The 26202-nt window shown below is 40.6% G+C and carries 19 protein-coding genes and 1 pseudogene; 18 read left to right on the top strand and 2 right to left on the bottom strand.

The features are described 5' to 3' along the window. Positions 1 to 77 precede the first annotated feature (77 nt). The 9 genes from PZB74_RS19200 to PZB74_RS19160 all read left to right on the top strand — a co-directional run bounded on the left by PZB74_RS19200 (position 78) and on the right by PZB74_RS19160 (position 15353). Entirely contained in the window at positions 78 to 767 is a 690-nt protein-coding gene (locus PZB74_RS19200; RefSeq protein WP_302238780.1) for a COG3650 family protein, read from the top strand. Positions 768 to 1056: 289 nt separating this feature from the next. Then, positions 1057 to 1584, top strand: coding sequence for a YciE/YciF ferroxidase family protein (locus tag PZB74_RS19195; protein ID WP_302238779.1), 528 nt, complete (start codon positions 1057 to 1059; stop codon positions 1582 to 1584). Between the two features lie 278 nt (positions 1585 to 1862). Then, complete coding sequence (locus tag PZB74_RS19190) at positions 1863 to 2585, top strand: HAD family hydrolase (protein WP_302238778.1); 723 nt, start codon at positions 1863 to 1865, stop codon at positions 2583 to 2585. 4 nt (positions 2586 to 2589) lie between these two features. Further along, a complete protein-coding gene (gene otsB, locus PZB74_RS19185) occupies positions 2590 to 3390 on the top strand; it encodes a trehalose-phosphatase (protein ID WP_302238777.1) in 801 nt (266 codons plus the stop codon). After that, positions 3383 to 5806, top strand: a complete 2424-nt coding sequence (locus PZB74_RS19180) for a glycoside hydrolase family 65 protein (RefSeq protein ID WP_302238776.1) — start codon at positions 3383 to 3385, stop codon at positions 5804 to 5806. The genes otsB and PZB74_RS19180 overlap by 8 nt, the downstream gene beginning before the upstream one ends. Positions 5807 to 5917: 111 nt before the next feature. Further along, entirely contained in the window at positions 5918 to 7924 is a 2007-nt protein-coding gene (gene tkt, locus PZB74_RS19175) for a transketolase (protein ID WP_302238775.1), read from the top strand. Positions 7925 to 8154: 230 nt separating this feature from the next. Continuing rightward, positions 8155 to 10599 (top strand): ABC transporter permease, encoded by a 2445-nt coding sequence (locus tag PZB74_RS19170; RefSeq protein WP_302238774.1) that lies wholly within the window; start codon positions 8155 to 8157, stop codon positions 10597 to 10599. A gap of 95 nt (positions 10600 to 10694) precedes the next feature. Beyond that, complete coding sequence (locus PZB74_RS19165; RefSeq protein WP_302238773.1) at positions 10695 to 13934, top strand: SusC/RagA family TonB-linked outer membrane protein; 3240 nt, start codon at positions 10695 to 10697, stop codon at positions 13932 to 13934. A gap of 6 nt (positions 13935 to 13940) precedes the next feature. Continuing rightward, positions 13941 to 15353, top strand: a complete 1413-nt coding sequence (locus tag PZB74_RS19160) for a SusD/RagB family nutrient-binding outer membrane lipoprotein (protein ID WP_302238772.1) — start codon at positions 13941 to 13943, stop codon at positions 15351 to 15353. Positions 15354 to 15411: 58 nt separating this feature from the next. On the opposite strand, the gene PZB74_RS19155 is transcribed toward PZB74_RS19160, so the two are convergent. Then, a complete protein-coding gene (locus PZB74_RS19155) occupies positions 15412 to 15972 on the bottom strand; it encodes a Dps family protein (RefSeq protein WP_302238771.1) in 561 nt (186 codons plus the stop codon). Positions 15973 to 16113: 141 nt separating this feature from the next. On the opposite strand from PZB74_RS19155, the gene PZB74_RS19150 reads away from it, so the two are divergent. The 8 genes and pseudogenes from PZB74_RS19150 (at position 16114) to PZB74_RS19115 (ending at position 23870) form a co-directional block, all read left to right on the top strand. Next, entirely contained in the window at positions 16114 to 16533 is a 420-nt protein-coding gene (locus tag PZB74_RS19150; RefSeq protein WP_302238770.1) for a hypothetical protein, read from the top strand. Between the two features lie 44 nt (positions 16534 to 16577). Next, positions 16578 to 18071 (top strand): cryptochrome/photolyase family protein, encoded by a 1494-nt coding sequence (locus PZB74_RS19145; protein WP_302238769.1) that lies wholly within the window; start codon positions 16578 to 16580, stop codon positions 18069 to 18071. Between the two features lie 79 nt (positions 18072 to 18150). Further along, positions 18151 to 18732: an imidazole glycerol phosphate synthase subunit HisH gene (hisH, locus tag PZB74_RS19140; RefSeq protein ID WP_302238768.1), complete on the top strand. Its 582-nt coding sequence runs from the start codon at positions 18151 to 18153 to the stop codon at positions 18730 to 18732. Between the two features lie 7 nt (positions 18733 to 18739). Further along, on the top strand, positions 18740 to 19456 hold the full coding sequence (hisA, locus tag PZB74_RS19135) for a 1-(5-phosphoribosyl)-5-[(5-phosphoribosylamino)methylideneamino]imidazole-4-carboxamide isomerase (RefSeq protein WP_302238767.1): 717 nt from the start codon (positions 18740 to 18742) through the stop codon (positions 19454 to 19456). Positions 19457 to 19543: 87 nt separating this feature from the next. Continuing rightward, positions 19544 to 20305, top strand: a complete 762-nt coding sequence (hisF, locus tag PZB74_RS19130) for an imidazole glycerol phosphate synthase subunit HisF (protein ID WP_302238766.1) — start codon at positions 19544 to 19546, stop codon at positions 20303 to 20305. Between the two features lie 16 nt (positions 20306 to 20321). Further along, a pseudogene (gene hisE / locus PZB74_RS19125) lies at positions 20322 to 20630 on the top strand (phosphoribosyl-ATP diphosphatase); the annotation flags it as partial. A gap of 36 nt (positions 20631 to 20666) precedes the next feature. Then, on the top strand, positions 20667 to 22313 hold the full coding sequence (locus PZB74_RS19120; protein ID WP_302238765.1) for an OmpA family protein: 1647 nt from the start codon (positions 20667 to 20669) through the stop codon (positions 22311 to 22313). A gap of 189 nt (positions 22314 to 22502) precedes the next feature. Beyond that, entirely contained in the window at positions 22503 to 23870 is a 1368-nt protein-coding gene (locus tag PZB74_RS19115; protein WP_302238764.1) for an MATE family efflux transporter, read from the top strand. 4 nt (positions 23871 to 23874) lie between these two features. On the opposite strand, the gene PZB74_RS19110 is transcribed toward PZB74_RS19115, so the two are convergent. Further along, positions 23875 to 24135, bottom strand: a complete 261-nt coding sequence (locus tag PZB74_RS19110) for a hypothetical protein (protein ID WP_302238763.1) — start codon at positions 24133 to 24135, stop codon at positions 23875 to 23877. 515 nt (positions 24136 to 24650) lie between these two features. Between PZB74_RS19110 and PZB74_RS19105 the strand changes: the two genes are divergently transcribed. Continuing rightward, on the top strand, positions 24651 to 26183 hold the full coding sequence (locus PZB74_RS19105; protein WP_302238762.1) for an OmpA family protein: 1533 nt from the start codon (positions 24651 to 24653) through the stop codon (positions 26181 to 26183). Positions 26184 to 26202: the final 19 nt, after the last annotated feature.

Genomic DNA, 26202 nt, shown 5'->3' with positions numbered 1-26202 from the left:
AATAGCTACTTCCAACATTTTAAGAGATGTATCCTTTAGTGTATAAGGGGTACATTTTTTTTATTAAACAATATGCTATGTACAAAGCTCAGAAACTTTCTTGCTTTATCATTTGGCTTTACATTGCTCTAAGCTCATGCAGTTCGGGCAGGCAAAAAAAATATACTGAATCTCCAGTTAGAGTAACTGAAGAAATGCAGGATAGCACTCACTTAAATTTTGTGGGGCTTTATGCTAAAGGAAAAGATTATCAGGAGCTGAGAAACTGCGAGAATATTGCAGTTTACCAACTAAAGACAGAAACTAACATCCTCTCTAAAGCATATGATAGCCTGACGAGCAGTACGGGGCAGACAATATTTGTTCGTATACTGGCAAAAGAAGAGAAAGAAGGTAGTATTGAACCGATCAAAATAATAGAAGCCTCTAAATGGAAGGGGCAGCAAATTTGCCAACCTGAACCTAATCCGCGATTAGTCTTTAATGGAAACGAACCATTCTGGTCACTCAAGATATCAGCAGATAGCATCGTTTTTAATCATTTTGAAGAGCCAAAGCAATATTACCAATACCATGAGCCAGAATGGAAGGATACTGCCTGGGTATATGAGACTCAAAACTCCAGAAATCAGCTCAGTGCTAGTCTTTCAATGGAAGATTGTTACGATGATATGTCTGGTAAAAAATATAGCATGCGGATAGAAGTACGTAGTAGCATAGGTACATTTACGGGATGTGGAGGCCCACTAGCAGCCGATACTCAATAATCACAAATTTTCAGTTTCCAAAAAAATGAAAATCTAACATTTGATTAGTTTAAAGTTGAGTATTAAAATTTGTAAAATGACATTATATGTATTAGGGTAAACACTAAAAATAGAACATTATAAAGAAAAGTTGTTGTAATTAATAAATAGCTGAAATTGAGTAGTTTGACTTATAAATATTAGGTCTCTAAATCTTTTCATATTATAATATTTACCCGATATTAACCTCCGAAACGTTACTTATTTATTTTTTAATTATTCATTTTTTTAACCCTAAACGATTTTTACCATGGGAATTTTCAGTAATTCAGAAAAACTACTCAGCTTACAGGACTTATTACATTATGAATTAAGAGACCTGTACAGCGGAGAAACGCAGTTAATAGAGGCTTTACCAAAGATGGAAGAAGCAGCTAGTCATCCACAGCTTAAAGAAGCGTTTAAAATGCACCTGAACGAAACCAGAGCACAACGCGAAAGACTGGATGAAATAGGTCGCTTACTGGATATAGATATGAAAGGCGAGAAGTGTGAAGCTATGGCTGGACTTGTAAAAGAAGGTTCAGAAATAATTAAGTCCAAATCTACTCCAGAAGTTAGAGATGCTGGACTTATTGGCGCAGCTCAGCGAGTGGAACATTACGAAATTGCCGGTTATGGCACGGCACGTAACTTTGCGGAGCAACTGGGACTAACCCAGGTAGTTGCCCTTTTAACTGAGACAGAAAATGAAGAAAAAATGACCGACGAAAAACTAAATCGTCTGGCTAAAGAAACTATCAACCTGAGTGCGAAGACAGCACATGCCAATGAATAATATTGAGCATTAGATGTTCTAAACACCAATGGAAGGCCCTAAGAGGGCCTTTTTTTGTGGGCAATTATATAGTGTACAGCTGTTTAGATTGACAAACATGTTAGAACTTGAGCAGTTTATTATTTTAGAATTGATTACATTTGAACAGCATGTTAATATATTAAGCCTGGTGACCGTTCATATAATATACCAGCCTCATCTACGATGAGAAATCATTTTTTAAGGCTTGACACAGTAATCTACACTGTAATATTTTTTTGCTTAAGTATTTAAATAGTATGAGTAGCCTTTCATTAGATTCCTATAAGGCCGTTATTTTTGATTTGGATGGGATTATCACCCAGACCATGCAACTTCACCAGAAGGCATGGAAAAAAATGTTTGATGCTTTTTTGCAGCAGTACGAAGGGCAGGAGCCATTTAGCGAAAAAGATTACCAAAAGTTCGTAGATGGTAAGCCCCGATACGATGGAGTCAGAAGCTTCCTGCAATCGCGAAATATAGATTTGCCTGAAGGCAGTAAAGAGGGTAGCAAAGAGGAAGATACCATCTATGGACTAGGTATGCGCAAAAACCAATATTTTCTGCAAGAACTGGAATCCCAGGGGGCAAAGGTCTATGACGATACTTTAGCATGGATTAAACAATGGAAAAGTGAAGGTAAAAAGTTAGCTGTTGTTTCTTCCAGCAAAAATTGTAGGCCCGTACTCAAACAGGCGAAATTGCTTCACTTTTTTGAAGTAGTAGTAGATGGTACTGATAGTCAGCAAAAACATTTAAAAGGCAAACCAGAAGCTGATATTTTTCTGGAAGCTGCTCAACTACTCAATATAAAGCCTAAAGAGGCTATAGTTTTTGAAGATGCTATCTCTGGCGTGCAGGCAGGTAAAAAAGGCAAGTTCGGACTAGTGGTGGGCGTCAACCGAGCTAATCAGGCTCAACAAATGAAAGAAGCCGGAGCTGATCTGGTTATCAATACACTTAGCGAATTATTTAAATAGTTTTATGGATTTAAAAGAACCTCATGAATTGCCTTCTGCACTGGCTCATGTGCAGGAAATACTGAATAAAAAAGGTGATAAACCTTTTGTGTTTTTCTTTGACTTTGACGGAACACTGGCACCTATTGTTTCTAAGCCAGACCAGGCCTCCCTGAGTGAAGAAACTCGTACTCTGCTTCAAAAACTGTCTAAAGAATACAAAGTAGCCATAGTAAGTGGTAGAGACAGAAAAGATATAGAGGAACGTGTCAATCTGCATAACCTATACTACGCTGGTAGTCATGGTTTTGATATTGCAGGCCCTAATGAGATGCACCATCTGCATCCTGAAGCTGACGATATTATACCCAGGCTGGAGGAGGTAAGTGAAGTTTTTCAAGAGCTTTTTCAGCAGGAAGATCATATTAAAGTAGAAAAGAAAAAATTTGCCGTAGCACTACACCACCGTGGGGCAAGTCCGGAATTGGCTAATAAACTGGAGGCGGCCGTAAAAGATCAATTAGAAGGAGAGTCAAAACTAAAATGGGACAAGGGAAAATGCATTATTGAAATAAAGCCTAATCTGGAGTGGCATAAAGGTAAAGCTGTACTTTGGCTGATTGAACAACTGGGATATACCACCAAAGATAGCCTTGCTATTTATTTAGGAGATGATACTACCGATGAAGATGCTTTTAAAGAATTACAAAAGGAAGGGGTTGGAATAATGGTGGAAGACCATGAACAGAAAACCCATGCCCACTACGGTTTGAGTGAGCAAAAGCAGGTGAACGAATTTATTAAGCAAATAATGTCTTATGACTGATACACAACAATGGAAAATAATCTATAATGAATATCAGGCTGAGCAACAGCATTTAAGAGAATCACTGTGTACGCTAGGCAATGGCTATTTTGCCAGCAGAGGGGCCTTTGAGTTTGCAGAAGCTTCTCATAATTTTGAAGATAACCCTCACTATCCGGGTACTTATCTGGCAGGTGTATTCAACAAGCTCAGCTCTAATGTAGCTGACAAAGAAATTGTAAACGAATCTATCGTAAACTGGCCCAATTGGCTCTATCTTACTTTTGAGTACGAAGATGGGCAGCATTTTCATCTGGATGAAGTGGAAATCCTGTATTTCCAACAGGAGTTGGACTTATACAAAGGTCAGTTGATTACCGATCTCAGTTTTCGTGACGATAAGGGTAGAGAAACAGAGCTCAAAACCAGGAGAATAGTTTCAATGGCTGACCGACACCTGGCTATGCTACAATGGGAGCTAAAAGCTATAAACTGGAATGGTCAGTTAAGTATACTATCCGGTATTGATGGTAATGTTAATAATAGCGGAGTACCGAGGTACAGCGACCTTAATGGCAATCATCTAGACATATTGGAGCATGGAGAGTATAATGAGGAAGGTATCTACATGCATAGCCGTACCAATTTTTCAGAAGTCAGTGTGGCACAATCTGTACGTACCCGTATCCATATAGACGGGCAATCATATGACTATGAGCGGCAGTTAGAGCAGAATAATAAACTGGTGTATCATCGTATTCCCCTCAAATTAGAAAAAGGTCAGGAGCTGAAAGTGAGCAAGATACTTGCGATCTACACGAGTAAAGACGATGGAGTAGGGAATCTGATACGTGATGCTATCAGAAAAGTAAAAGGCGCCTCAGAATTGGAAGACCTTGCGCATTACCATTACATAGAGTGGGAGGCACTTTGGGGAAGGAGTGATATTCGTGTAAAAGCTAAAGATAGTGTGCAGGTCTTACTCAGGCTACATATCTTTCATTTGCTACAGGTAGCATCGCCCAATACACTGGATTTGGATGTAAGTGTACCCTCTCGCGGCTTGCATGGCGAAGCTTATCGGGGAAACCTCATGTGGGATGAGCTGTATATTTTTCCTGTGATTAACTATATGAAGCCTTCTATCACACAAAATATGCTGAAATACCGCTTTTACCGTATGGGTGAAGCTCGTAGGTCAGCAAATGAGCAGGGATATAAGGGTGCTATGTTTCCGTGGCAAAGCGGAAGCAATGGTGAAGAAAACGCACAGGAAATTCACCTGAACCCTGAATCTGGTCGCTGGATACCAGACGATACCCATCTTCAGCGCCATGTAAATACCGCAATTGCCTACAATCTCTGGAGTTACATCAAAATAACCAATGACGTTATTTTTCTGGAAGACTATGGTGCTGAGATGATGTTCTCCATTACCAAGTTTCTGGCAAGCTTAACTAGCTTCAGTGAGTCCAAAGGACGTTTTGAGATTAAACATGTGGTGGGGCCGGATGAATATCATACATCCTACCCGAACTCTGATCAAGCTGGCCTGAACAATAATGCCTACACCAATATAATGGTGGCCTGGGTTATGAAGCAGTCTTTAAAACTATACCACAGATTGCCTTCAGATTTTTGTGTATACCAATGCAAAAAGCTGGATATCAATAAAGATACACTAAAGCAATGGGAAGCTATCTCCAAAAACATGTTTGTTCCTTTTATTGAGGATGATATTCTGGAGCAGTTTGAAGGTTATGCTGATCTTAAAGAACTGGATTGGGATGCTTATAAAGAAAAATATAATAATATACAGCGTCTGGACCGTATACTAGAGAGTGAAGGAGATTCCCCAAACAACTACAAGCTAAGCAAACAGGCCGATGTGCTTATGCTTTTTTACTTGTTTACTTCAGATGAACTTAAAGAAATTTTTGATACGCTGGGCTATAAGTTTAACCTGGAAATGATCAGGAAAAATATTTACTACTACGCCAAGCGTACTTCTCATGGTTCTACACTAAGCCGCCTGGTCTATAGCTGGGTTATGGCACGTGCGGATCGCAAAATCTCCTGGAAGTTTTTTGAAGAAGCACTTAAAAGCGATGTAGATGATATACAGGGAGGCACCACTACCGAAGGTATACATCTGGGAGCTATGGCAGGTACCGTTGATATGGTGCAGCGTGCCTATACCGGAGCTTATGTAGATGAAGAGGGTGTGCTTTGGTTAAACCCCTCGCTACCTATAGAAATAGACTCACTGGAGATGTCGCTCAGGTTTAGAGGACAGTGTCTGCAGATTAAAATTTCTAAAGAGCAGATCTACCTGAAACATGAAGAAGGCTGGAGAGACAGTATAAAAGTAGGTGTAATAGACAGGTCTAATATCCGTAGCCTTAAACTTGGAGAAAGCTGTTCTTTTGAATATTAAGCCTTTTGGTGCGCTTAAAATTGATAACTAAAACCCGCTTTCGTTGATGCAATTGGGGAATTTTTGTTAATTGCCTAACATTTTTGTAATAAACACTATTTTCAGACAACCATGAACCAAACAGAGACATTAGATCAATTAAGTATCAATACCATCAGAACTTTGTCCATGGATGCGGTTCAGAAGGCAAATTCAGGCCACCCGGGTATGCCTATGGGAGCAGCGCCTATGGCTCATGTGCTATGGACTCGTTTCCTGAGATATAATCCTGAAGACCCGAACTGGTTTGGCCGCGATAGATTTGTGCTTTCTGCCGGACATGGATGCATGTTGTTGTATAGCCTCCTACACCTATCTGGTTACAAAGTAAGTATAGACGACCTTAAAAATTTCCGCCAGATGCACTCTATTACTCCTGGTCATCCGGAGTATGGGCTTACCCCAGGTGTGGAAGTAACTACTGGTCCTCTCGGGCAGGGTTTTGCACATGCGGTAGGTATGGCTATTGCTCAGCAACACCTTTCGGCAGTCTACAAAACTTCTGATTTTAATCCTTTTGACTACCACATATATGGTATATGCAGCGATGGCGACCTGATGGAAGGTATATCTTCTGAAGCGGCTTCTATGGCAGGTCATATGGCTTTAGGTAATCTTATCTTCCTGTATGACGATAACGAAATATCTATTGAAGGAGACACTGGTATTGCCTTTACTGAAGATGTGAAAGCCAGGTTTGAAGCATTTCAGTGGCAGGTACTGGAAGTAAAAGATGGTAATGACCTTGACGCGATAGAAAAAGCTATTGCTGAAGCCAAAGCGGATACCTCTCGTCCCAGCCTGATCAAAGTGCGTACTCAGATTGCTTACGGCTCTCCTAACAAGGTTGGTACCGCAGGTTCACATGGCTCACCTCTTGGAGATGATGAAGTTAAAGCCTCTAAAGAGTTTTTAGGCTGGCCTACTGATAAATTCTTTTATGTGCCTGATGAGGTACAGGAGCAGTACAATCAACGCAAAGAAGAAGGAAAAAAGCTACAAGCAGACTGGCAACAAAAATGGGATAGCTACACTAAGGCTAATCCTGATAAAGCTGCTCAGTGGGATGCTTCAGTAAAAGGAAAGCTTCCTGAAGGTTTTGCCGAAAAACTTCCTGTATACAAACCAGAAGATGGTGCGGTAGCTACACGTAAAGCTTCCGGTAAAGCTCTAAACGCTATTGCAGACCAGTGCCCCTGGTTAATTGGCGGCTCTGCTGATCTGGCACCTTCTAACAATACTAATCTGGATTCTTCTCGTTCTTTCTCAAAAGAGGATTATGCGGCCCGAAACTTCCACTTTGGAGTAAGAGAGCATGGTATGGCTGCTGCGGTAAACGGAATGAACCTTACCGAAGGAGTGAGAGCATTTGGAGCTACCTTCCTGATTTTCTCAGATTACCTGAAGCCCTCTCTTCGTCTCGCGGCAATTATGAAACTTAACAGCGTGTTTGTATTTACCCACGACAGTATAGGATTGGGAGAAGATGGTACTACTCACCAACCTGTAGAGCATCTTACTGCTATGCGCCTTATCCCGGGGGTTACAGTTATCCGTCCTGCAGATGCCAACGAAACAGTGCAGGCATGGAGGGTGGCAATAGAACACGAAGGAGGGCCTATTGCACTAGCTCTTACCCGTCAGGGCTTGCCTACGGTAGACCGCTCTACTCATGGTAAAGCAGAAGATTTAGCTAAAGGAGCTTACATTCTTAAAGACGCGGATAATAATGATCCTAAGTTAATATTAATAGCTTCAGGTTCAGAGGTTCAGCTGGCTTTAGATGCGCAGAAACAGTTAACTGAAGAAGGGATAGCTACACGCGTGGTAAGTATGCCTAGCTGGGAGCTATTTGATGCTCAGGACCAGGCATACAAAGAAAGTGTGTTGCCAAAGTCTGTAAGCAAGCGTATTTCTATTGAAGCGGGTTCTACTTTAGGCTGGCAAAAGTATATTGGAGGCGAAGGTGTTGCCATTGGTTTAGATACTTTTGGAGAATCAGCTCCTGGTGATGAACTCATGAAATTCTTCGGTTTCTCAGTAGAAAACGTAGTCGCTAAAGCTAAAGAGCTTATGTAAGACGTATATAAGCTCAAAATGATAGTTAAAGAAGTACACTAAGTTTTTAGTGTACTTTTTTTATTATAAGTATAAATCTTATTTTTAAGGGTAAATACTTAAAATAATCATGAATACGTATTTAAGTATTTGTCAAGTTATTTTTAGTGTAAATTACTAAATTTTTTTGCAAATATTTTTGGTGACTTACATAAGTGACGGTATATTGAAAGTCACTTCAAAATTTTAGCATGTATAAAAGTCACTTAGTACTTGCTTGGCGTAATCTCCTAAAAAACAAAACTTATGCTGCCATTAACCTGATTGGCCTAACTTTAGGCATTAGTTGCAGCTTGTTAGTTTTGCTGTTTATTTACGAAGAATTACAATACGATCAGCACTATTCTGAGGCAGAAAGCATTTACAGACTTAACTATCAATACAAGAATGATATATATGCAATTACTGGTTTTGTAAACTGGTGGGATGCTAACAGAGATGAGCAATTACTTAAGGTTGCTGCACTGGAAGGCCTAAGTGGAGTGGAAGAGGTGGCTCAGTTTAACGCTACACATAGTAGTACCATGAGCAAGCAACCTATTTATCTCTCGGTAACAAATGCTCTGGGTGAAGATAAAAAATTTACTGAAAAAGAAGTTTTATTAAGTAATACCGGTTCTGCACTTTACAACATATTTCAATGGGAACTGGTATATGGAAACAAAGCACAAAGCTTCAACGGACCTTATAGTGCCATTCTCACATCAGCTACTGCTGAAAGATATTTTGGTGCAGACTGGAAAAATAGAATTGCATCACAATCGCTCAACTGGAATAATCAGGAGTATCCCGTAAATGCTGTTATTGAGGTAGGAGACAACAATACGCATTTTGATTTTGAAGTTATCCTCATCACTCCCGAGATACCTTCTTGGGGTGCCTATTTGTATCTTAAGTTGTCTCCGAACGCTCAGCTTTCCAAAGTAAATGAGCAGCTTAACCGACAATTGGAGCTGATAGAGCCTGAAATTCTAAATAACCCCGATGAAAAAGGTAGCTATTTGCAAGCCATCACTGACATACATTTTTCTAATAACATCCTCTATGAATTAAAACCCAAAGGTGAGATTCAATACCTCTATGTTTTTGGTGTTATTGGAATGATCATCCTATCTATCACTATTACCAATTATATAAACCTTTCTGTAGCCTTATACTCAAGGCGTAAAAGTGAAATAGGCATGCGTAAGGTGATGGGAGCCCCTCGTGAAACCATAACTATACAATTTTTAACAGAAGCTGCCTTATTATGTACTATCAGCTTACCCCTCTCTTTGTTATTGCTTGAGCTAAGCTTACCTTACTTTAATCAGATTATGAATCTGGACCTGAAGAATATGTACCTGCAATCTCTGCCAGGTTTTTTGGGTGTATTAGCATTTACTGTTTCTATAGGTTTGATTGCCGGCTTATATCCCGCATTGCTTCTTTCAGGCCGTAATGTGCTGGATCTGATCAGAAACCAGACGGGAGGTGTAAGAGAGCGTTTCTCACTTCGCAGAGTGATGTTTATCTTTCAATTTACCCTATTAATCGCCCTGGCTTCTGCCACGATATTGGTAAATGAGCAATTGCGGTATATTAACCACAAAAATCTGGGCTTCAGAAAAGAGGGTATCATCACTTTTAATCCGGTAAGCTCTGCCAACTATCAGCACATCAAGAACAGACTGCTGTCTTATTCTCACTTCTCTCACATTGGGCAGGGAATGGTGCCTGGCCTGGAAATGACGGACAATACCTCTTACAAAATTACGGGTAGCGAGCAGGTTTACGATAATGCAGGTTTTTGGGAGATGGACTGGGATGCTGTGAAAACTCTGGGAATAGAGATTTCGGGCATTAAGGAGAGTAATGCTCCTAACGAAGTTATCATACTTAACCAGTATTCTGCAACTAATCTAATGGAACAACTGGGGTTGGATGATAAAGAGCAACTGCTAGGTCGTAGTATAAGTACGCATCTGGAGTACCAGAATGAAGATGAGTCATTTGGCAGAAATTACGTAATTGGAGGCTTTGTAGAAGATCTTCATTTGCTTTCTTTAAAAGAAAAAATTAGTCCAATGCTCATCAAAGTAGATAAGAATCCTGATATGATCTACTGGATGATCATGCGTATAGATACCGATCGCCTTTCTGAGTCTTTGAACATACTAAAAGATATCTATGACGAAACTATTACTGATGTTCCTCTGGAGATCAATTTTTTGGAAAGTAGTCTGGAGCAGTTGTACGAGCAGGAGCAAAGGGTAGCTAACCTATCTTTTTACCTGAGTATCATCGCGATAGTCATAGCCTTATTGGGTTTAATGTCCATGTCTGCTTATCTTGTAAGTCTAAGGACCAGAGAAATCGGTATCAGAAAAGTGATGGGTGCATCGGTACTAGAGCTATTGATGCTACTTAGCAAAGAATTTATTATGATGGTATGCGTCGCCACTTTAATAGCGACACCTTTCGCATACATATTTGTTGACCGTTGGCTCTCAGATTTTGCTTATCGTATAGATGTAGACATCTGGGTATTTTTGTTTACCGGCTTCATGACTTTGTGTATTGCAGTGGCGGTCGTCATACTACAAACCGTCAAAACCGCTAACTCTAAGCCTGCTATTACGCTTAAAGCAGACTAGATATCCCCCACATAAGCGGTAAATCGTATCAGTTTTTTTGTAAGCCTCACTAGGGCTTATTCATAATTTTTTATGTCTAATAAATCTATACCACTATGATGAACGATCTACGAGTTTATGTATTTACCCTTCTGTTGTGGGGGCTTAATGTGCCTTTGCTGGCGCAGGAGCTTACCCTGAGCGGCAGGGTAGAGGATGAGGGCGGGGAGCCCCTTCCGGGAGTCACTGTAATTGTACAGGGCACAACTACCGGTACTACCACCAATATAGAAGGGCAGTTTCGCCTTTCTGTTCCTGCTTCTGCTGAAGCCCTGACCTTCAGCTCAGTAGGTTATGCTGACCAAACGGTTCAGATTAATAACCAGACCAATTTTGAGATCACCATGACTGAAGATGTACAGCAGTTAGGTGAAGTAGTAGTAAATGCGCTTGGCTTTGAAGAAAACCGAGACCAGCAAGGCGCTACAGTCACTCGCGTGGATGCCGATGCTGTTACTCGCTCAGGAGAAACAGGCGTAATAAACGGATTGGCAGGTAAAGCGGCCAGTGTACGTATTGCACGCTCTAATGGCGATCCTGGCGCAGGCTCTACCATACAGATCCGTGGTACAAATACTATTACTGGTTCCAGCGATCCTCTGGTCATAGTAGATGGGGTGCCCTTGAACAATTCTACAGTGTACGGTGGGGGCAATGGAGGAAACGAAAGTGGAGGTACTTCTCAGCAATCTCGCCTCAACGATATCAACCCTAACGATATAGAGTCTATTCAGGTACTGAAAGGCGCTTCAGCGGCATCATTATGGGGATCAAGGGCTGCTAACGGTGTAATTGTAATTACTACCAAACAGGGGAGTGCCGGCAAGCCCAAAATTTCATTTTCCTCTACCTATTCTTTTGATGAGATTAATGCCCGTCACCCTATGCAAAATAAGTTTGGACAGGGCAGAAATGGAGTATGGAACCCCGGCGATCGTGAGTCATGGGGAGATAAAATTGCCGATAGGTCTGGAGGTGCTGATGAGCTGGACCAGAGCGGTGAGTATTTTGAAGCAGAAGATGGAACATTATATTATCCAATACTCAGCAAAAACAGCCAGCAGACTTACGTTGATGAGAATTTTGATAAGGTATTTCAAAATGGTTACTTCTGGCAAAATGACCTTTCAATAAGTGGAGGAACAGAGAAGTCTACCTTTTTCTTCAGTATGGGGCGTCTGGATCAGGAAGGGGTTATTAAGGGGAGCTTTTATGAACGTACTAATGTCAGGCTGAACAATCAAACCTTTTTTAACGACTGGCTCAATATGTCGGCCCGTGCCGCATATACGAATAGTTATGCCAACCGTATTCAGCAAAGCTCTAATGTAGGTGGTTTATACCTTGGCTTACTCCGAACTCCGCCAGACTTCAACACCGCTGACTACATCGGCACTTATTATGATGCCAATGGTACGCCTAATCCCGACCGCCATCGGGCTTACCGCCGTCCGCTGGGTGAGAATATCAATCCTATTTACAACAATCCGCTCTGGACTACTAACGAACAGGAAAGTACCACTCGTGTGGATCGTTTTATTGTTAACAGTGATATTAACATAGAACCTTCAGACTGGCTCACCTTTACTTTGAGAGGTGGAGTAGATACCTACACCGACCGTCGTGTATACTTTTTCCCAATTGGCTCTGCGGGCTCAGACGCAGTCAATGGCTTATTTAATGAAGATTTGATTACAGAAAGTGAGTTTAACTTTGACGCTATTACCCGCGCCCAATTTGACTTAACAGACAACATCAACCTTACTGGCACAGTGGGTTGGAATTACAATAATCGTGTACGCAGGTCAAATTTTTTCTCAGTTAATAATTTTCAGGCTAATGTAAGAGAGCCAACTACAGAGCTTAATACCAGTAATGAAGCTTCTAATGTTGAAAATACACGGCGTTACATTCGTTCCAATCGTCTGTATACTGTGTTCAACTTTGACTTTTTCTCCCAGCTTTTCTTTAATGCTTCAGGTACAGTAGAATCTGCTTCCAGTGTTAAAGGAAACTTCTTTTACCCTTCTTTTGATGTTGCCTGGCAGTTTACACAACTTGAAGGATTTAGTACTCAGCCCGTGCTGAGCTTTGGTAAATTGCGTGCCTCTTGGGGGCAGGTAGGAGTTCAGCCTCAGCCTCATCGTTTTCAAACTCTGGCAGAAGGAGGTTTTCTCTACAGCACCTACGATGATGGACTAAACATCAGTCAGTTTGGAGGTGGTTACAGAATTGATAATAGTAAAGGTAACCCGGAACTGAAGCCAGAAATTAAAACAGAGTGGGAGATAGGTACCGACCTGCGGTTTTTTCAGGACCGTCTGTCTCTCAGTCTTACGTATTATCAGAATAAAATCAACGATTTGCTCTTTAATGTAGCCAGAACACCTTCCTCAGGTTTTCTGACTGAGTACATTAATGCGGGAGCTATGGAAAACATAGGCTATGAGGCTGAGCTTGACTATGCTATCTTCCAGAATGATGATCTGAAATTAAACCTCTACGCAAACTTTAATGATAACAACAACAAAGTAACCGAACTAAGGGGAACAGAGTCTGTTGATTTGACAACACAGTCTATTAGCTCCAGAGCAGTAGAAGGACACCCACTTGGTGTATTATGGTCTACCCGAGCACAGAGAGACGAAAGCGGTGATCTGATTCTGGATGATAATGGTTTTCCGCAAGTAGCTACCACTCAGGGGATAGTAGGAGACCCCAATCCAGATTGGAGAGGAGGGCTGGGCTTTAGAGCCAATTGGAAAAAACTGAGTCTCAATATTCTTTTTGAGCACTCACAGGGAGGAGATTTTGCCGAAAGAACACGCTTTATCCTGCGCAATTTTGGTACCCACGAAGATGTAGGTAATGAGGTCACTTTAACTCAGGATTTGGTGAACGTAGCTGGAGATATAGTACCTGCCGGAACAACAGTAAGAGGTAATATTCAGGATTTCGGGGCAGGCAATGTACTACTTGACGAAAGTTGGTATCGCGGCAGGGGGGCAGGCTTTGGTGATGGCGTTATCAATGAATTCGCAATTACCGATGCTACCTGGACCCGACTCAGGGAAATCTCTTTAAGCTACCGACTAAACAACTCATGGTTACAAGATGTGACCAAACTTGGCTCTGTAGAATTTTCGCTTACCGGTAGAAATCTGGTACTATGGACTGATGTGTTGGGCATAGACCCGGAAATCAACCAGTTTGGCGTCTCCAACGGTTTTGGTATAGATTATTTTACCAATCCAAGCACCCGTTCTGTCCTCTTTTCTGTAAAAATCAACTACTAAATCACGATGAAAAAATTAATATATATCACATTTACAATGATGTTGTTTTTCACCTTCGCCTGCGAAGACCTGGTGGACGACATTAATGACAATCCTAATAAGCTGGCCATAGAAGAAATTGACCCCAGCTTGTTTTTAAAAGGAGCTATGCTGGCAGACGTACAGGTACAGCTGGGGCATTTGAACCGAATTTCTAATATGTGGAGTGGGCAACTGGTGGGTTTCCAGTCTTTGTACAAGGCACTCTACGAGTATAATTTTACGGCAGCAGAGTCTGAAGCCACCTGGGAGATTGGCTATCAGGGAGCACTCAATCAGCTGCGCTTTATACAAGAGGTTACTACTGACGATCCTATTTATCAGGGTATATCTAAAGTAGTAGAGGCACATGTCATGGGAACCTTGGCATCTATCTTCGGAGATATACCCTACACTGAAGCCACTCAGGAAGATATACAGGACCCTAAGTTTGATGATCAGGCACAGGTTTTTGCAGAATTACAAAGCTTACTGGATGAAGCTATCACTAATCTGGAAAATGTTGAAGGTAATCCACAACTGGAGCCCGATATCTTTTACGGGGGCAACCCAGAACTTTGGATAGAATCTGCCTGGACGCTCAAAGCAAGATATTATTTGCTAACCAAACAGTATGGAGAAGCCTTTAATGCTGCACAGAATGGGATTTCTACCCCAGAAAATTCTATGCGGTATATTCCCGTAGATGATAATAATCCAGATAATAAAAATCTGATCTTCAAGCTGCTGAATGGTGCCCGTACCGGTGATATTGGCACTGGAAATAGTTTTGTGATGCAACTTCTGGATAGTGGAAGTGTGAACTCAAGAAATCATGCTAAAACCAATGAAGAAGCACGTAAAGCCTATTTAACCATAGAAGAAAGTAATGCTTCTCTGGTAGGTTACGGCGGCAGGCTGGAGCCTATGCCTCTAATTACTTACGCAGAGAATCAGCTTATTCTTGCGGAAAGCGCAGCTCGTACTCAGGGCTTGAACGAAGGCTTAGATTACCTGAACGGATTACGCAACGCTCTAGAGCAGGGAGAAGTTTTTGAACAACTTTCTGATACACTTAATCTATTATATGAGCCTTTTGTTGCTGCTGACTTTGCTAGCGGTGGTATAGAAAATCCTGATGGGATAGCCGCAAATCGGGCATTTTTAAGAGAGGTGATTGAAGAAAGATATATTTCTGGCTTTGGTCAGTATATTCCTTTTAACGATGCGCGCAGGTTGAGAAAAAGTGATCAGGATATAGCAATACCTATTCCTTTAAATATTGGCAGCGCCAGCAGCTTTCCGGAAAGGTTTGTATACGCCAATACAGAGTTAAACTCTAATAGTAATGCGCCTGATCCTGCGCCGGATATTTATGAAGTTACACCTGTAAACCAATAATACATAAAAAAAGGGAAGCATGTTGCCTCCCTTTTAGTTTCTTTCTGCAAGTGAAAAATTATGCTTCTGCCGCTTCGGCTTCTTTTTCCGTATGCAAGAAACCTACTGTCAATGAGTCTTCACCTAAGAAGTGCTCAATATGGTGTGCTCTATCCTCCGTATTAAACAATAGCTTCTCTAACAAATTTTTGGTAGCGTAATCTTCCAATTCAAAAGCTTTTTTAATTGACTTACGCAATTCAATAGCAATGGACCTTTCTGCTTCCATATCGTTTTCTAGGCTCTCGCGGATACGGAAGATACCCTTTGGCTCATGCTGTACATAAGACAGTTTGGCAAAGTCAGCAGGATTGCTGGTTGGGTCGTACCCCATTACTGTTAACCTTTCGGCCAAGGCATCAAAGCCTTCGTGAATCTGATTGTAGTTATCCTCAAAAAACAAATGTAAATCTCTAAATTGAGGTCCTTCTACTAACCAGTGATGTTTATGATATTGATGGTATAAAGTCATAAATGCAGCTAAGTGACGGTCCAGATGTGTGGCAATTTCTTTTGCAACTTCTTTACTCAATCCTACCGGGTTGCCATCATATTCTTTAAACTCTCTTAACTTATCCATAAAAGTGTTTTATTTTAAATCCAAAAAAATTAATTTCTATACTATACTAACCTGAAGACATAGTTAAAGTTTTATTTTTTTTAAATTTTGTTACACAATTCAATTTGCTTTTTTAGACAGTAAACGATTCATACCAAAGAAATGAACAACAAATCATTAGATGTAGACCGACGGCCTGGCCGAACAGAAGTATACTCTAACTCCCACAGTATCAATCCCTCGTTGCAGGAGAAAGAAAGAACTGAAAGAGCATTATTAGTCGCGTTATTTATCTCTCTAAGTATAGTTTTTAGTATGCTGATATATGTCATCAGCGAGTATTTTCAGGTAAAAGGAGCGGCAAATGAGCAGGTTTTAAGCAGCTATCATTTTGGTGAGGCAGACCAACCTTTCTATCTGGAGTCTAAATTAGCTTATCTAAATTTCGTTTTTCGTTTCATTGCCATGTATACATTAGTGGGGCTGTTAGGCATAGTTTCTATTGTATTAAGAAAACCCTGGCTGCACCTGCTTATCGTTCTAATGTCCTTTATTTCAGTGTTGTATTTTTTTATACTGTAAGTTAAACAATACGAATCACCTAGCCATTATTAGCTAAAAAGATAATGGCATATACCAGAATTGCTTTAGTACTAGGCAACTGCTTATTTCCAGATCACGCGCTCCTGAATCCTGATAAACACACCGTTTTTTTCATGGCCGAAGATTTAGGGCTGTGCACTCATTTCAAATACCATAAGCATAAACTAGTACTTTTTCTTTCAGCTATGCGGTCTCATGCCGAAACAATTGAAAAAGATTACCCTCTACAATACTGGCAATTAAGTGCTGAAAACCAATCTTTGACTTATGAAGACAAACTGGAACAAACTGTAGCGCAGTACACTTCCATACAGGAAGTTGTCACATACACCCTGGAAGATCATTTTTTTGACCAGCGTATACGCGAATTTTGTCGTAAAAAGGGGCTACAGCTATCTTTTGTAGATTCACCTGGCTTTATTAATACAATTGATGATTTTCAGGAGTATGTAGACCGTAGCAAAAAACCTTTTATGCAGGTTTTTTATAAAGTGCAGAGAAAAAAGCTGGGTATCCTGATAGATGGTGATGAACCTAAGGGTGGCAGTTGGTCATACGATACAGAAAACAGGAAGAAGTTACCGAAGAATATTTATATACCTCCGCAGCCAGAAAGAGAAGTTACTGCACATACAGAAGAAGTTAGTCAACTTATTAACGAGTTGTTTCCTGAGCACCCTGGTAATACAGATAATTTTAACTGGGCCACCACAAGAAGGCAGGCACTATACAGATTGAACAACTTTTTGGAAGAACGTTTTCAAGAGTTTGGTCCCTACGAGGATGCTATTGATAGTCAGCGTAATTTTCTATTTCATTCTGTACTCTCTCCCTATCTAAATTTAGGACTAATTACCCCGGACGAGGTGCTTGACAAAACACTGGAATACGCTGAGGAACACAAGGTGCACCTGCCCAGTGTAGAGGGATTTGTGAGGCAGATTATGGGATGGCGAGAATTTATGCGAGGCATGTATCATACGCATGACTTAAAAGGAAATTATTTTAAGCACCAAAGAAAACTGAAAAAGTGCTGGTATGAGGGTACTACCGGTGTGCCTCCTCTGGACTATAGCATTAAGCGGGTAGTCAGAGATGCGTACACACATCATATAGAACGCCTAATGGTGCTTGGCAATATTATGCTTTTGGCAGAAGTACACCCCGATGAGGTGTATAAGTGGTTTATGGAGCTTTTTATAGATTCATCAGACTGGGTAATGGTGCCTAATGTATACAGCATGAGTCAGTTTGCCGATGGCGGTACCTTTGCCACCAAACCCTATATTGGCGGAGCTAATTACATTTCTAAAATGAGTGATTTTTCAAAAAAAGGAGAATGGGCAGATGAAGTAGATGGGCTCTATTGGAGATTTATTAATAAAAACCGAAAGCTGTTTGCTTCCAATCCTCGCATGTCTATGATGGTTTCTATGTTTGACAAAATGAATGATGATAAAAGAGATAGACTAATGGCTGCCGCCGATAATTTTATCAGACGAACTACCAATCCCTAGTTGAGTAAAAAGAAACTATATGCTATTTCATAGGCTTAGGTTGGTTTAATACCAGTAGCTTAGTAATTTGCCGCCTCTTATGAAAGTAGCCATCATAAAATATAACGCCGGTAATGTGCAGTCGGTAATTTACGCACTGCAACGTTTTGGTTTAGAACCTAAACTTACCGATGATGTAGAGTATATTCAGCAGGCAGATAAAGTGATTTTTCCCGGACAGGGAGAAGCAAGCTCTGCCATCAGGTACCTCAAAAATAATAAGCTGGATCAGCTGATTACCAATTTGACACAACCAGTGTTGGGTATTTGTATTGGCCTTCAGCTGATGTGTTCGCATTCTGAGGAAGGTGATACTCCATGTCTAGGTATTTTCAAGGAAAAAGTAAAAAAGTTTCCCCCTCAGGATAAGGTGCCTCATATGGGTTGGAATACTTTAGAAGCCAAACAAAGTAAACTTCTCCACGGACTTAGGGGTGATGCCTATCTGTATTATGTACACAGCTATTTTGCCGAGATAGGAGAAGAAACAACAGCCAGTACTAATTACATATTGCCATTTAGTGCTGTTATGGAAAAAGATAATTTTTACGCAATTCAGGCGCACCCCGAAAAGAGTGGGAAAGATGGTGAGCTCATCCTGAAAAACTTTTTAGACCTTTAAGATACAGATGGAGATAATTCCTGCGATAGACCTAATAGATGGTAAATGTGTGCGCTTAACCCAAGGCGACTACGCTCAAAAAAAAGAATATAGCAGCAGTCCTTTAGAAGTAGCTAAAAGATACGAAGATTATGGCATCAGGCGACTGCATCTGGTAGATCTGGATGGGGCTAAAGCCCGCAAAGTAATTAACTATGCAGTGCTGGAGCAAATTACCCAGCACACTTCTTTAGAAGTAGATTTTGGAGGTGGAGTACAATCCGATGCTGACCTAAAGCTGGTTTTTGAAATGGGAGCCAGTCAGGTAACCGGAGGGAGTATAGCCATCAGGCAACCAGAGACTTTTAGTAAGTGGCTGCAGACCTATGGTCCGGAAAAAATTATTCTGGGGGCCGATGCTAAAGATCGCAAGATTGCTATCGGAGGCTGGCAGGAGTCTACCTCACAAGATGTGCTTAACTTTATTGAGCAGCACCATCAGCAAGGTATAACATACGTAATCTGTACAGATGTTGCCAAAGATGGTGTGCTTGCTGGTCCTTCTCTTGAGCTGTACGAAGAAATCTTAGCCAATACCCCAAAAGTTAAATTAATAGCCAGTGGAGGAGTTTCTGGTGTAGATGATTTGCACCAACTTAAAGATATCGGGGTGTATGGTGTAATTATCGGCAAAGCTATTTACGAAGGCAGAATTGCGCTTGACGAGCTGAAGCCTTTTTTATAACAGAAGCGAACTCATTTACAGTAAAAGCCTTTACCTTTATATCAGAAAAGCCGCTTTATTTATTGGGCACTCCACAAACCTAGATATATGTTATCAAAAAGAATTATTCCCTGCCTGGATGTTAAAGACGGGAGAACAGTAAAAGGAGTAAATTTTGTTGAGCTAAGAGATGCCGGCGATCCGGTAGAGCTAGCCAAAATCTACGCTGAAGAAGGTGCGGATGAGCTCGTTTTCCTGGATATTACTGCCACCGTAGAAAAAAGAAAAACTTTAGTAGAACTGGTCAGAAAAGTAGCAGAGCAGGTAAATATACCTTTTACAGTAGGTGGTGGAATCAGCTCTATAGAAGATGTTGCTGCCATGCTTAATGCCGGCGCTGACAAAGTCTCTGTCAACTCAGCCGCCGTACGCAGGCCAGAGTTAATCAACGAACTTGCTGCCAACTTTGGAAACCAGTGTATAGTTGTAGCTATAGATACCCGCTTTGTGGAGGGTAAGCATATTGTGCATACCCACGGCGGCCGTACTCCCACATCGCTGGAAACTTTTGCCTGGGCGCATGAAGTGCAGGAGAGAGGGGCGGGAGAAATACTGCTGACCTCTATGGATCATGATGGTACTAAGGCAGGATTCGCAAATGAACTGACTGCTCAGCTATCTTCTGAACTAAGCATACCGGTAATTGCCTCTGGTGGAGCAGGCACTATGGAACATTTTGTAGATGTATTTACCGAAGGCAAAGCTGACGCGGCTCTGGCTGCCAGTATTTTTCACTATAAAGAGATTCCGGTACCTGAGCTTAAAAAGTACCTGACAAATCAAAAAATTCCAATCAGACTGACTGACTAAACATATGAGTAAAACACAACTTAGCGAAGAGAACCTGGCTTTTATTAACCGCCTGTTGGAAATTATAGACAGTCGTCATCAGGATGCAGAGCAGGGCAATGAATCAGGTTCATATACCGTTTCTCTTTTTAAAAAGGGAATCAACAAAGTAGCTCAGAAAGTGGGAGAAGAAGCTGTTGAACTGGTAATTGAGGCAAAAGATGACAATGCGGACCTTTTCAAAAATGAAGCTGCCGATCTGCTTTTTCACTATCTGGTTCTCTTAAAAGCCAAAGGTTTTACATTGCCAGATATTATAGAAGTACTGGAGAGCAGACATCAGTAATGCTACACAGCTGAGCTTAAAGAAACTATCTACACTATGAAATATTGGTTATTTTCTGCATTAGTAGCACTAAGCACTACGGCTTTTGCTCAAAATGAACTGGAAAAACTATCTATCAATTCACAAGCTGACGAACAGAACCCTAAACTAAGCCCTGACGGTCAGACTCTTTACTTTGTACGCCAGTACCATCCTCAAAATATCGGAGGTAGTAAAGACCCTGGTGATATCTGGGCCAGCCAAAAGCAGGCTGATGGTAGCTGGGCAGAAGCGGTAAATGTAAAATCTCTTAACAATCCATATTTAAACGGTATTATTGGCTTCGCCGATAATGGAAACAGAGTTTATCTGCATGGCCATTACGAAGGCAAGAAACCTACCACACAAGGTGTTTCCGTTGCTAAAAAAGAAAGTGCCACTAGCTGGAGCAAACCTAAGGCACTTAAAATTCCTTACTTTTACAATAAGTCTGACCATAGCAGTGGTAGCCTGCATTCCAGTGGTCAAATCATGATACTTTCTCTTCAGTCATACGACTCTAAAGGAGCTGAAGATTTGTACGTATTGTTTAAGCAGAGTGATGGTAGCTGGTCTGAGCCTCAAAACCTGGGAGCTAACATAAACACACCCTATCAGGAGATGACTCCTTACCTGGCACCTGATGGTAAAACCCTGTTTTTTGCCAGCAATGGGTACGAGGGCTTCGGAAGCCGCGATATATATATGTCGGTACGTCTGGATGATAGCTGGAGAAAATGGTCTAATCCTAAAAATCTGGGAGCCAGAGTAAATTCAGAAGGGACTGAGCTTTATTATTATATTCCGGAAAACAGCGAATATGCTTATGTATCTTCTACTCAAAACAGTGATGGTCTGGGCGATCTCAACCAGGTCCGCATAATTCCTGAAGAGGAAGAAGTTATAGAAGAAGTAGCCGACATGCCAGAAGTAGCAGTAGAAGATGCTGTTGTAGAAGAATCAGAAGATGCACCTCTTGAAGAAGAAGTGGAAGAAACTATTGTTGCTGCTCCTGAAGAAGAAATTGTGAAGAATGAAGTAGAAGTGAGAGGAAAAATAGTCAACCTAAACTCTGAGGAAGGCGTTGCGGCAAACTTGAGTTTTAGCAGCCTGAAAGAAAACGAACAGTTTAGTCAAATTAATCAGGTAGACGAGAATGGAGTCTTTAGTATCAATCTTCCAGCAGATCAGGATTATGAGCTATTAATTGAAGCGGAAGGATTTATCAAAAAAAGAGTAAAGTTGTTGTTGAGCGAACAGTCACCTTTGGATAATTCAGACATAATTGTTAGAAACTTTGCTCTTTCACCTATTGAAGTAGGTACTACAGTCAATTTAGAAAATGTACTTTTTGATCGTGGCACGGCAAATATGCTTTCTGGCTCTACCGAAAACCTGGACGAAGTAGTTGAGTTTCTGAATGAAAATCCCGACGTGGTAATTGAGGTAGCCGGACATACAGACAATAGGGGGAGACCTGACCTGAATCAAATACTATCTCTGGAAAGAGCAGAATCCGTAAAGCGTTATCTAGTACAACAAGGGATAGCTACAGAGCGTATTCAGGAAAAGGGCTACGGCGGAACCAAACCCATAGCCAGCAATGCTATAGAAGAAGAAAGGCAGAAGAATAGACGAGTGGAATTTACCATTCTCAAAAAATAAAATTTTAGTCCTTCTTGTTAAAGAAGGACTTTTTTTAGCTTTTCAGCGAAAATTTAGCTTGCCTTAGACCGAATAGATGATAAACTCTACCGGCTGCTAAAGCGTTGTAAATGAGTAAGGCCTGTTTTCTGCACTCGTAGCGGCTTGGAGGAGGTCAGTGTGTGAGCAAATCTACCTTTAATTTTGTCAATGAATTTTTTTGTAAAACAAAGCGAAAGAGATACCCTTTTTTCTTTATTAAAGCTCTCAGGCCCAATTGTACTGGCAAATATTTTACAAACCGCTTATCAGCTGATTGATACATTTTGGTTAGGCAGGCTAGGCGCTAATGCGGTAGCCGCTGTATCCTTAAGTTTTCCTGTACTGTTTTTAGTTATCTCACTAGGTATAGGCCTGACCATAGGTGGATCAATTATGGTATCTCAGTACAAAGGCATGGATAATCAACGTATGATTGATTACTCCAGCGCTCAAACTGTTCTGGTTCTTTTTTTTACCTCTTTTCTACTAGCGCTGGTAGGTTATTTTACCTCGGAGCCTTTAATGCGGGTAATCGGTGCTAAAGACGATGTGTTTGAAGGAGCTGTAGACTACTTTAAAGTATCATCTATTGGGTTCATCTTTCTATTTCTGTTTTTTGTATTTCAGTCATTAATGAGGGGCATTGGCAATGTGGTTGTGCCCACTTATGTGGTTTTTTCTACAGTAGTGCTCAACCTATTTCTGGATCCTCTATTTATTTATGGCTGGTGGTTTATACCTCCAATGGGAATATCCGGAGCTGCTATGGCCAGTGTTATTACACAGGCACTGTCTGCGATTATGGGCATATTAATTTTATCCAGCGGCAGGTATGGTATTAAACTACACTGGAAAGATTTCAACTTTAATTATCGCTGGTTCAAAGAATTAATACGGATAGGTTTACCCTCCAGTATTGAAATGTCTACCCGAGCGTTAGGCTTAACTATGCTTATTACTTTAGTTACTGGTTTTGGGAGTATGGTGGTTGCATCTTACGGGATTGGGGCACGCATCCTTAGTTTTGTTATTATTCCAGCATTAGGTTTATCCGCCGCTACCACCACCTTGGTAGGGCAATATATTGGTGCTAACCGTATTAATAAAGCCCATGAAGTGGGTACGTTAAGTTCAAAAGTGGCATTTTATAGCCTGACTGCTATAGGCGCATTACTTTTTATTTTTGCGCGTCCTCTTACAGCTTTTTTTGTTCCGGGCGAAACTCAGGTGATTAATAATGGAGCCATGTTTATCAAAGTCATGGCTCCCAGTTTTGGTCTGCTAGGTATTCAGATGGTTATCAATGGAGTATTTAATGGTGCAGGATTCACCTTGGCCTCTTTACTCGTATCCATTCTGTCATTGTGGATTATTCGTTTTCCACTGGCTTATTTGCTTTCTCACAACACCATGCTGTCTTATGATGGCATATGGTGGGCTTTTCCTATTTCTAATATTATAGCAGCTGCATTTGCTGTACTCTGGTTCAGAAGAGGAGACTGGAAAAGACGAAAAAGAGTATCGGTTAACGTATAGTAAGCTACAGATACATTTTGTTTTCAGAGAAATATACTTCTGGTAAATAAGGCTTAAGTGTACCAAAATCATCAAAGACTTTTACCTTAACAATATTTTCCCAGGGTAGGTGGCTGGATGACCATACTTCAAAATATACACCTTTAACAGTGTAGAGCCTGATGTAATAGTTTTCTAATGTACGGGTAGCAAGATAATTTCCATGTTCTCTCAGCATGGCAACCCTTTCTCTAAATGGCAGTTCTCTAAATTCTGTCGTTTTCATAGCGATTGTGATTTAATTGATAGTTGAGATGTAACATGAACATATAATATTCTAAAAAAATGCTACCAATAAAAGTTTTTATTACTAAATGATAGTCATTACTCATCAAATATGGGTAATTTATGCGAAGAATATTATTCTGTGTAAGTTTATTAATAACAATGTATTGCATATACATACAATATTGTCGCTAAAAAAGTTTTCAAATAGATGAATTAGTGAAATATTTTATAAATCTTACTAGTTCTGAAATATGCAAATATGTTTAATTTAATTACATCTGTATGCATATTTTTAATACTATACATTTTTTAATTGAGCAAATCCAAGTTGACATTTTATAGGCCTTTAAAGCTTTAATAATGCTCCACAAATGGATGAGATGGGTAGACACCCAAAAGTACAGGAAGGGGGAATGACGCATAAACCTCAGCAGTGTAAGGATATACATTTATTATAAAATTGTACAATTTGATTGTTATTACTTTAGATTCTTGAACTAAGCCAAGAATCTAATGTGTAGAATTACATATCTATTAATCACTTTGGTCATTGCTGCTACTCACAACCTTAGTGCTCAAAGCACAGAGGTTGAGTACGAACTGGTAAATCTGGGGAAAAAAGTAAATAGTATTTACCATGATTCTGCTCCGGTAATTAGCCCAGATGGTAACACACTATACTTTACAGTTTCTAACCACCCTCAAAATACCAAAGGTACTGATGGTAGTCAGGACATCTGGTATTCGGTAAAAGACAGCCTTAGTGGCGAATGGTCTGATGCTGTCCATATGGACAGGCCGTTCAACAAAAATCGTTACAATCAGGTGATGAGCGTGTCGCTTGATGGCAATCGTCTGCTCATCCGGGGAGGTAAAGGAAGCGATGATCTGGGTTTTTCTATCAGCAAAAAAATTAACGGTATCTGGCAAAAACCGGAAGCCTTAGATATTCCTGATTTTGAGGATATGTGCAGAGGACAATTTAACGGTGCATTTTTGTCATATGATGATAAGGCACTGATCTTATACTTTAGCGAACGCCCTAAAAGCAAATATAGCGATCTGTATATTTCCTATCATCAGGGGGAGAACCAATGGAGCCGCCCTGTGCTGATTAAAAGCTTGAATACTCATATGGACGAATTTGGTCCATTTCTGGCCCCGGATAATAAAACTTTATTCTTTGCCAGCAATAGAGGTGGCGGTATGGGTAATATGGATGTTTACGAAACCAAGCGCCTGGATGAAAGCTGGTTAAAATGGAGTGAGCCGACAAATATTGGAGCTCCGGTGAACACCAGTGGGTTTGATGCCTATTATTCAACAGGTATAAATGATACATTGGTATTTACAACTCGTGCTTTTATGTCTGCTGATGGTGGGCATTTAGATATCTTTTCTCTAAAACGTGTAATTAAAGAGGAACCTAAAATATGGCTGGAAGGTGTAGTCATGCACGCAGAAAGCTGGGAACCGATAAAAGCAAATATTCGCTATAAAAAAGAGGGTGAAGTGCTCGGGGTTGCAAAAAGTAGTGCGGAGAGTGGAGAGTACAAAGCTAAGCTGCCAGAAACCGCTATGTATCACCTTGAAGTTAACGCAGAAGGCTACTTTAGTTTAAAAGATAGTGTTTTAATAAGCGGTAACATACAGTCTGATACAGTATTTTACAAAGAGCTGTTTTTGAAACCCATAGAAGTTGGAGCCTCAGTGAGGCTTAATAACATATTCTTTGATTACAACAAGGCTAGTCTTCGTCCGGAGTCTTATCCTGAGTTAGACAAAGTGGTAGAGTTTTTAAATGAAAACCCTAAGCTGGAAGTAGAAATCGCTGGCCATACAGATGATCGTGGTTCAGATGACTACAATCTAACTTTGTCGCAGGGTAGGGCAGAATCTGTAGTAAAGTATTTAGTAGATAACTGGATTGAGCAGGAGCGGGTAAAAGCTCAAGGCTATGGTGAAAGCAAGCCCGAAGTGCCTAACGATTCTGATGAAAACCGCCAGGTTAACCGAAGAGTAGAGTTTACAATTCTGAAAAAATAGTCTTTACAAAAAGCTTATT

This window comes from Porifericola rhodea, from assembly GCF_030506305.1.
GTDB classification, from domain to species: Bacteria; Bacteroidota; Bacteroidia; order Cytophagales; family Cyclobacteriaceae; genus Catalinimonas; species Catalinimonas rhodea.
Note: the sequence above shows the minus strand (reverse complement) of the source record. Positions and strands in the feature narration are given on the sequence as shown.

Coding starts and splice junctions, on each gene's coding strand:
- PZB74_RS19155 (WP_302238771.1), bottom strand. CDS start 15,972: ATGGATAAGTTAAGAGAGTTTAAAGAATATGATGGCAACCCGGTAGGA.
- PZB74_RS19170 (WP_302238774.1), top strand. CDS start 8,155: ATGTATAAAAGTCACTTAGTACTTGCTTGGCGTAATCTCCTAAAAAAC.
- PZB74_RS19165 (WP_302238773.1), top strand. CDS start 10,695: ATGATGAACGATCTACGAGTTTATGTATTTACCCTTCTGTTGTGGGGG.
- hisH (WP_302238768.1), top strand. CDS start 18,151: ATGAAAGTAGCCATCATAAAATATAACGCCGGTAATGTGCAGTCGGTA.
- PZB74_RS19110 (WP_302238763.1), bottom strand. CDS start 24,135: ATGAAAACGACAGAATTTAGAGAACTGCCATTTAGAGAAAGGGTTGCC.
- PZB74_RS19145 (WP_302238769.1), top strand. CDS start 16,578: ATGGCATATACCAGAATTGCTTTAGTACTAGGCAACTGCTTATTTCCA.
- PZB74_RS19160 (WP_302238772.1), top strand. CDS start 13,941: ATGAAAAAATTAATATATATCACATTTACAATGATGTTGTTTTTCACC.
- PZB74_RS19180 (WP_302238776.1), top strand. CDS start 3,383: ATGACTGATACACAACAATGGAAAATAATCTATAATGAATATCAGGCT.
- otsB (WP_302238777.1), top strand. CDS start 2,590: ATGGATTTAAAAGAACCTCATGAATTGCCTTCTGCACTGGCTCATGTG.
- PZB74_RS19200 (WP_302238780.1), top strand. CDS start 78: ATGTACAAAGCTCAGAAACTTTCTTGCTTTATCATTTGGCTTTACATT.
- PZB74_RS19150 (WP_302238770.1), top strand. CDS start 16,114: ATGAACAACAAATCATTAGATGTAGACCGACGGCCTGGCCGAACAGAA.
- PZB74_RS19105 (WP_302238762.1), top strand. CDS start 24,651: ATGTGTAGAATTACATATCTATTAATCACTTTGGTCATTGCTGCTACT.
- PZB74_RS19190 (WP_302238778.1), top strand. CDS start 1,863: ATGAGTAGCCTTTCATTAGATTCCTATAAGGCCGTTATTTTTGATTTG.
- PZB74_RS19195 (WP_302238779.1), top strand. CDS start 1,057: ATGGGAATTTTCAGTAATTCAGAAAAACTACTCAGCTTACAGGACTTA.
- hisF (WP_302238766.1), top strand. CDS start 19,544: ATGTTATCAAAAAGAATTATTCCCTGCCTGGATGTTAAAGACGGGAGA.
- hisA (WP_302238767.1), top strand. CDS start 18,740: ATGGAGATAATTCCTGCGATAGACCTAATAGATGGTAAATGTGTGCGC.
- PZB74_RS19115 (WP_302238764.1), top strand. CDS start 22,503: ATGAATTTTTTTGTAAAACAAAGCGAAAGAGATACCCTTTTTTCTTTA.
- PZB74_RS19120 (WP_302238765.1), top strand. CDS start 20,667: ATGAAATATTGGTTATTTTCTGCATTAGTAGCACTAAGCACTACGGCT.
- tkt (WP_302238775.1), top strand. CDS start 5,918: ATGAACCAAACAGAGACATTAGATCAATTAAGTATCAATACCATCAGA.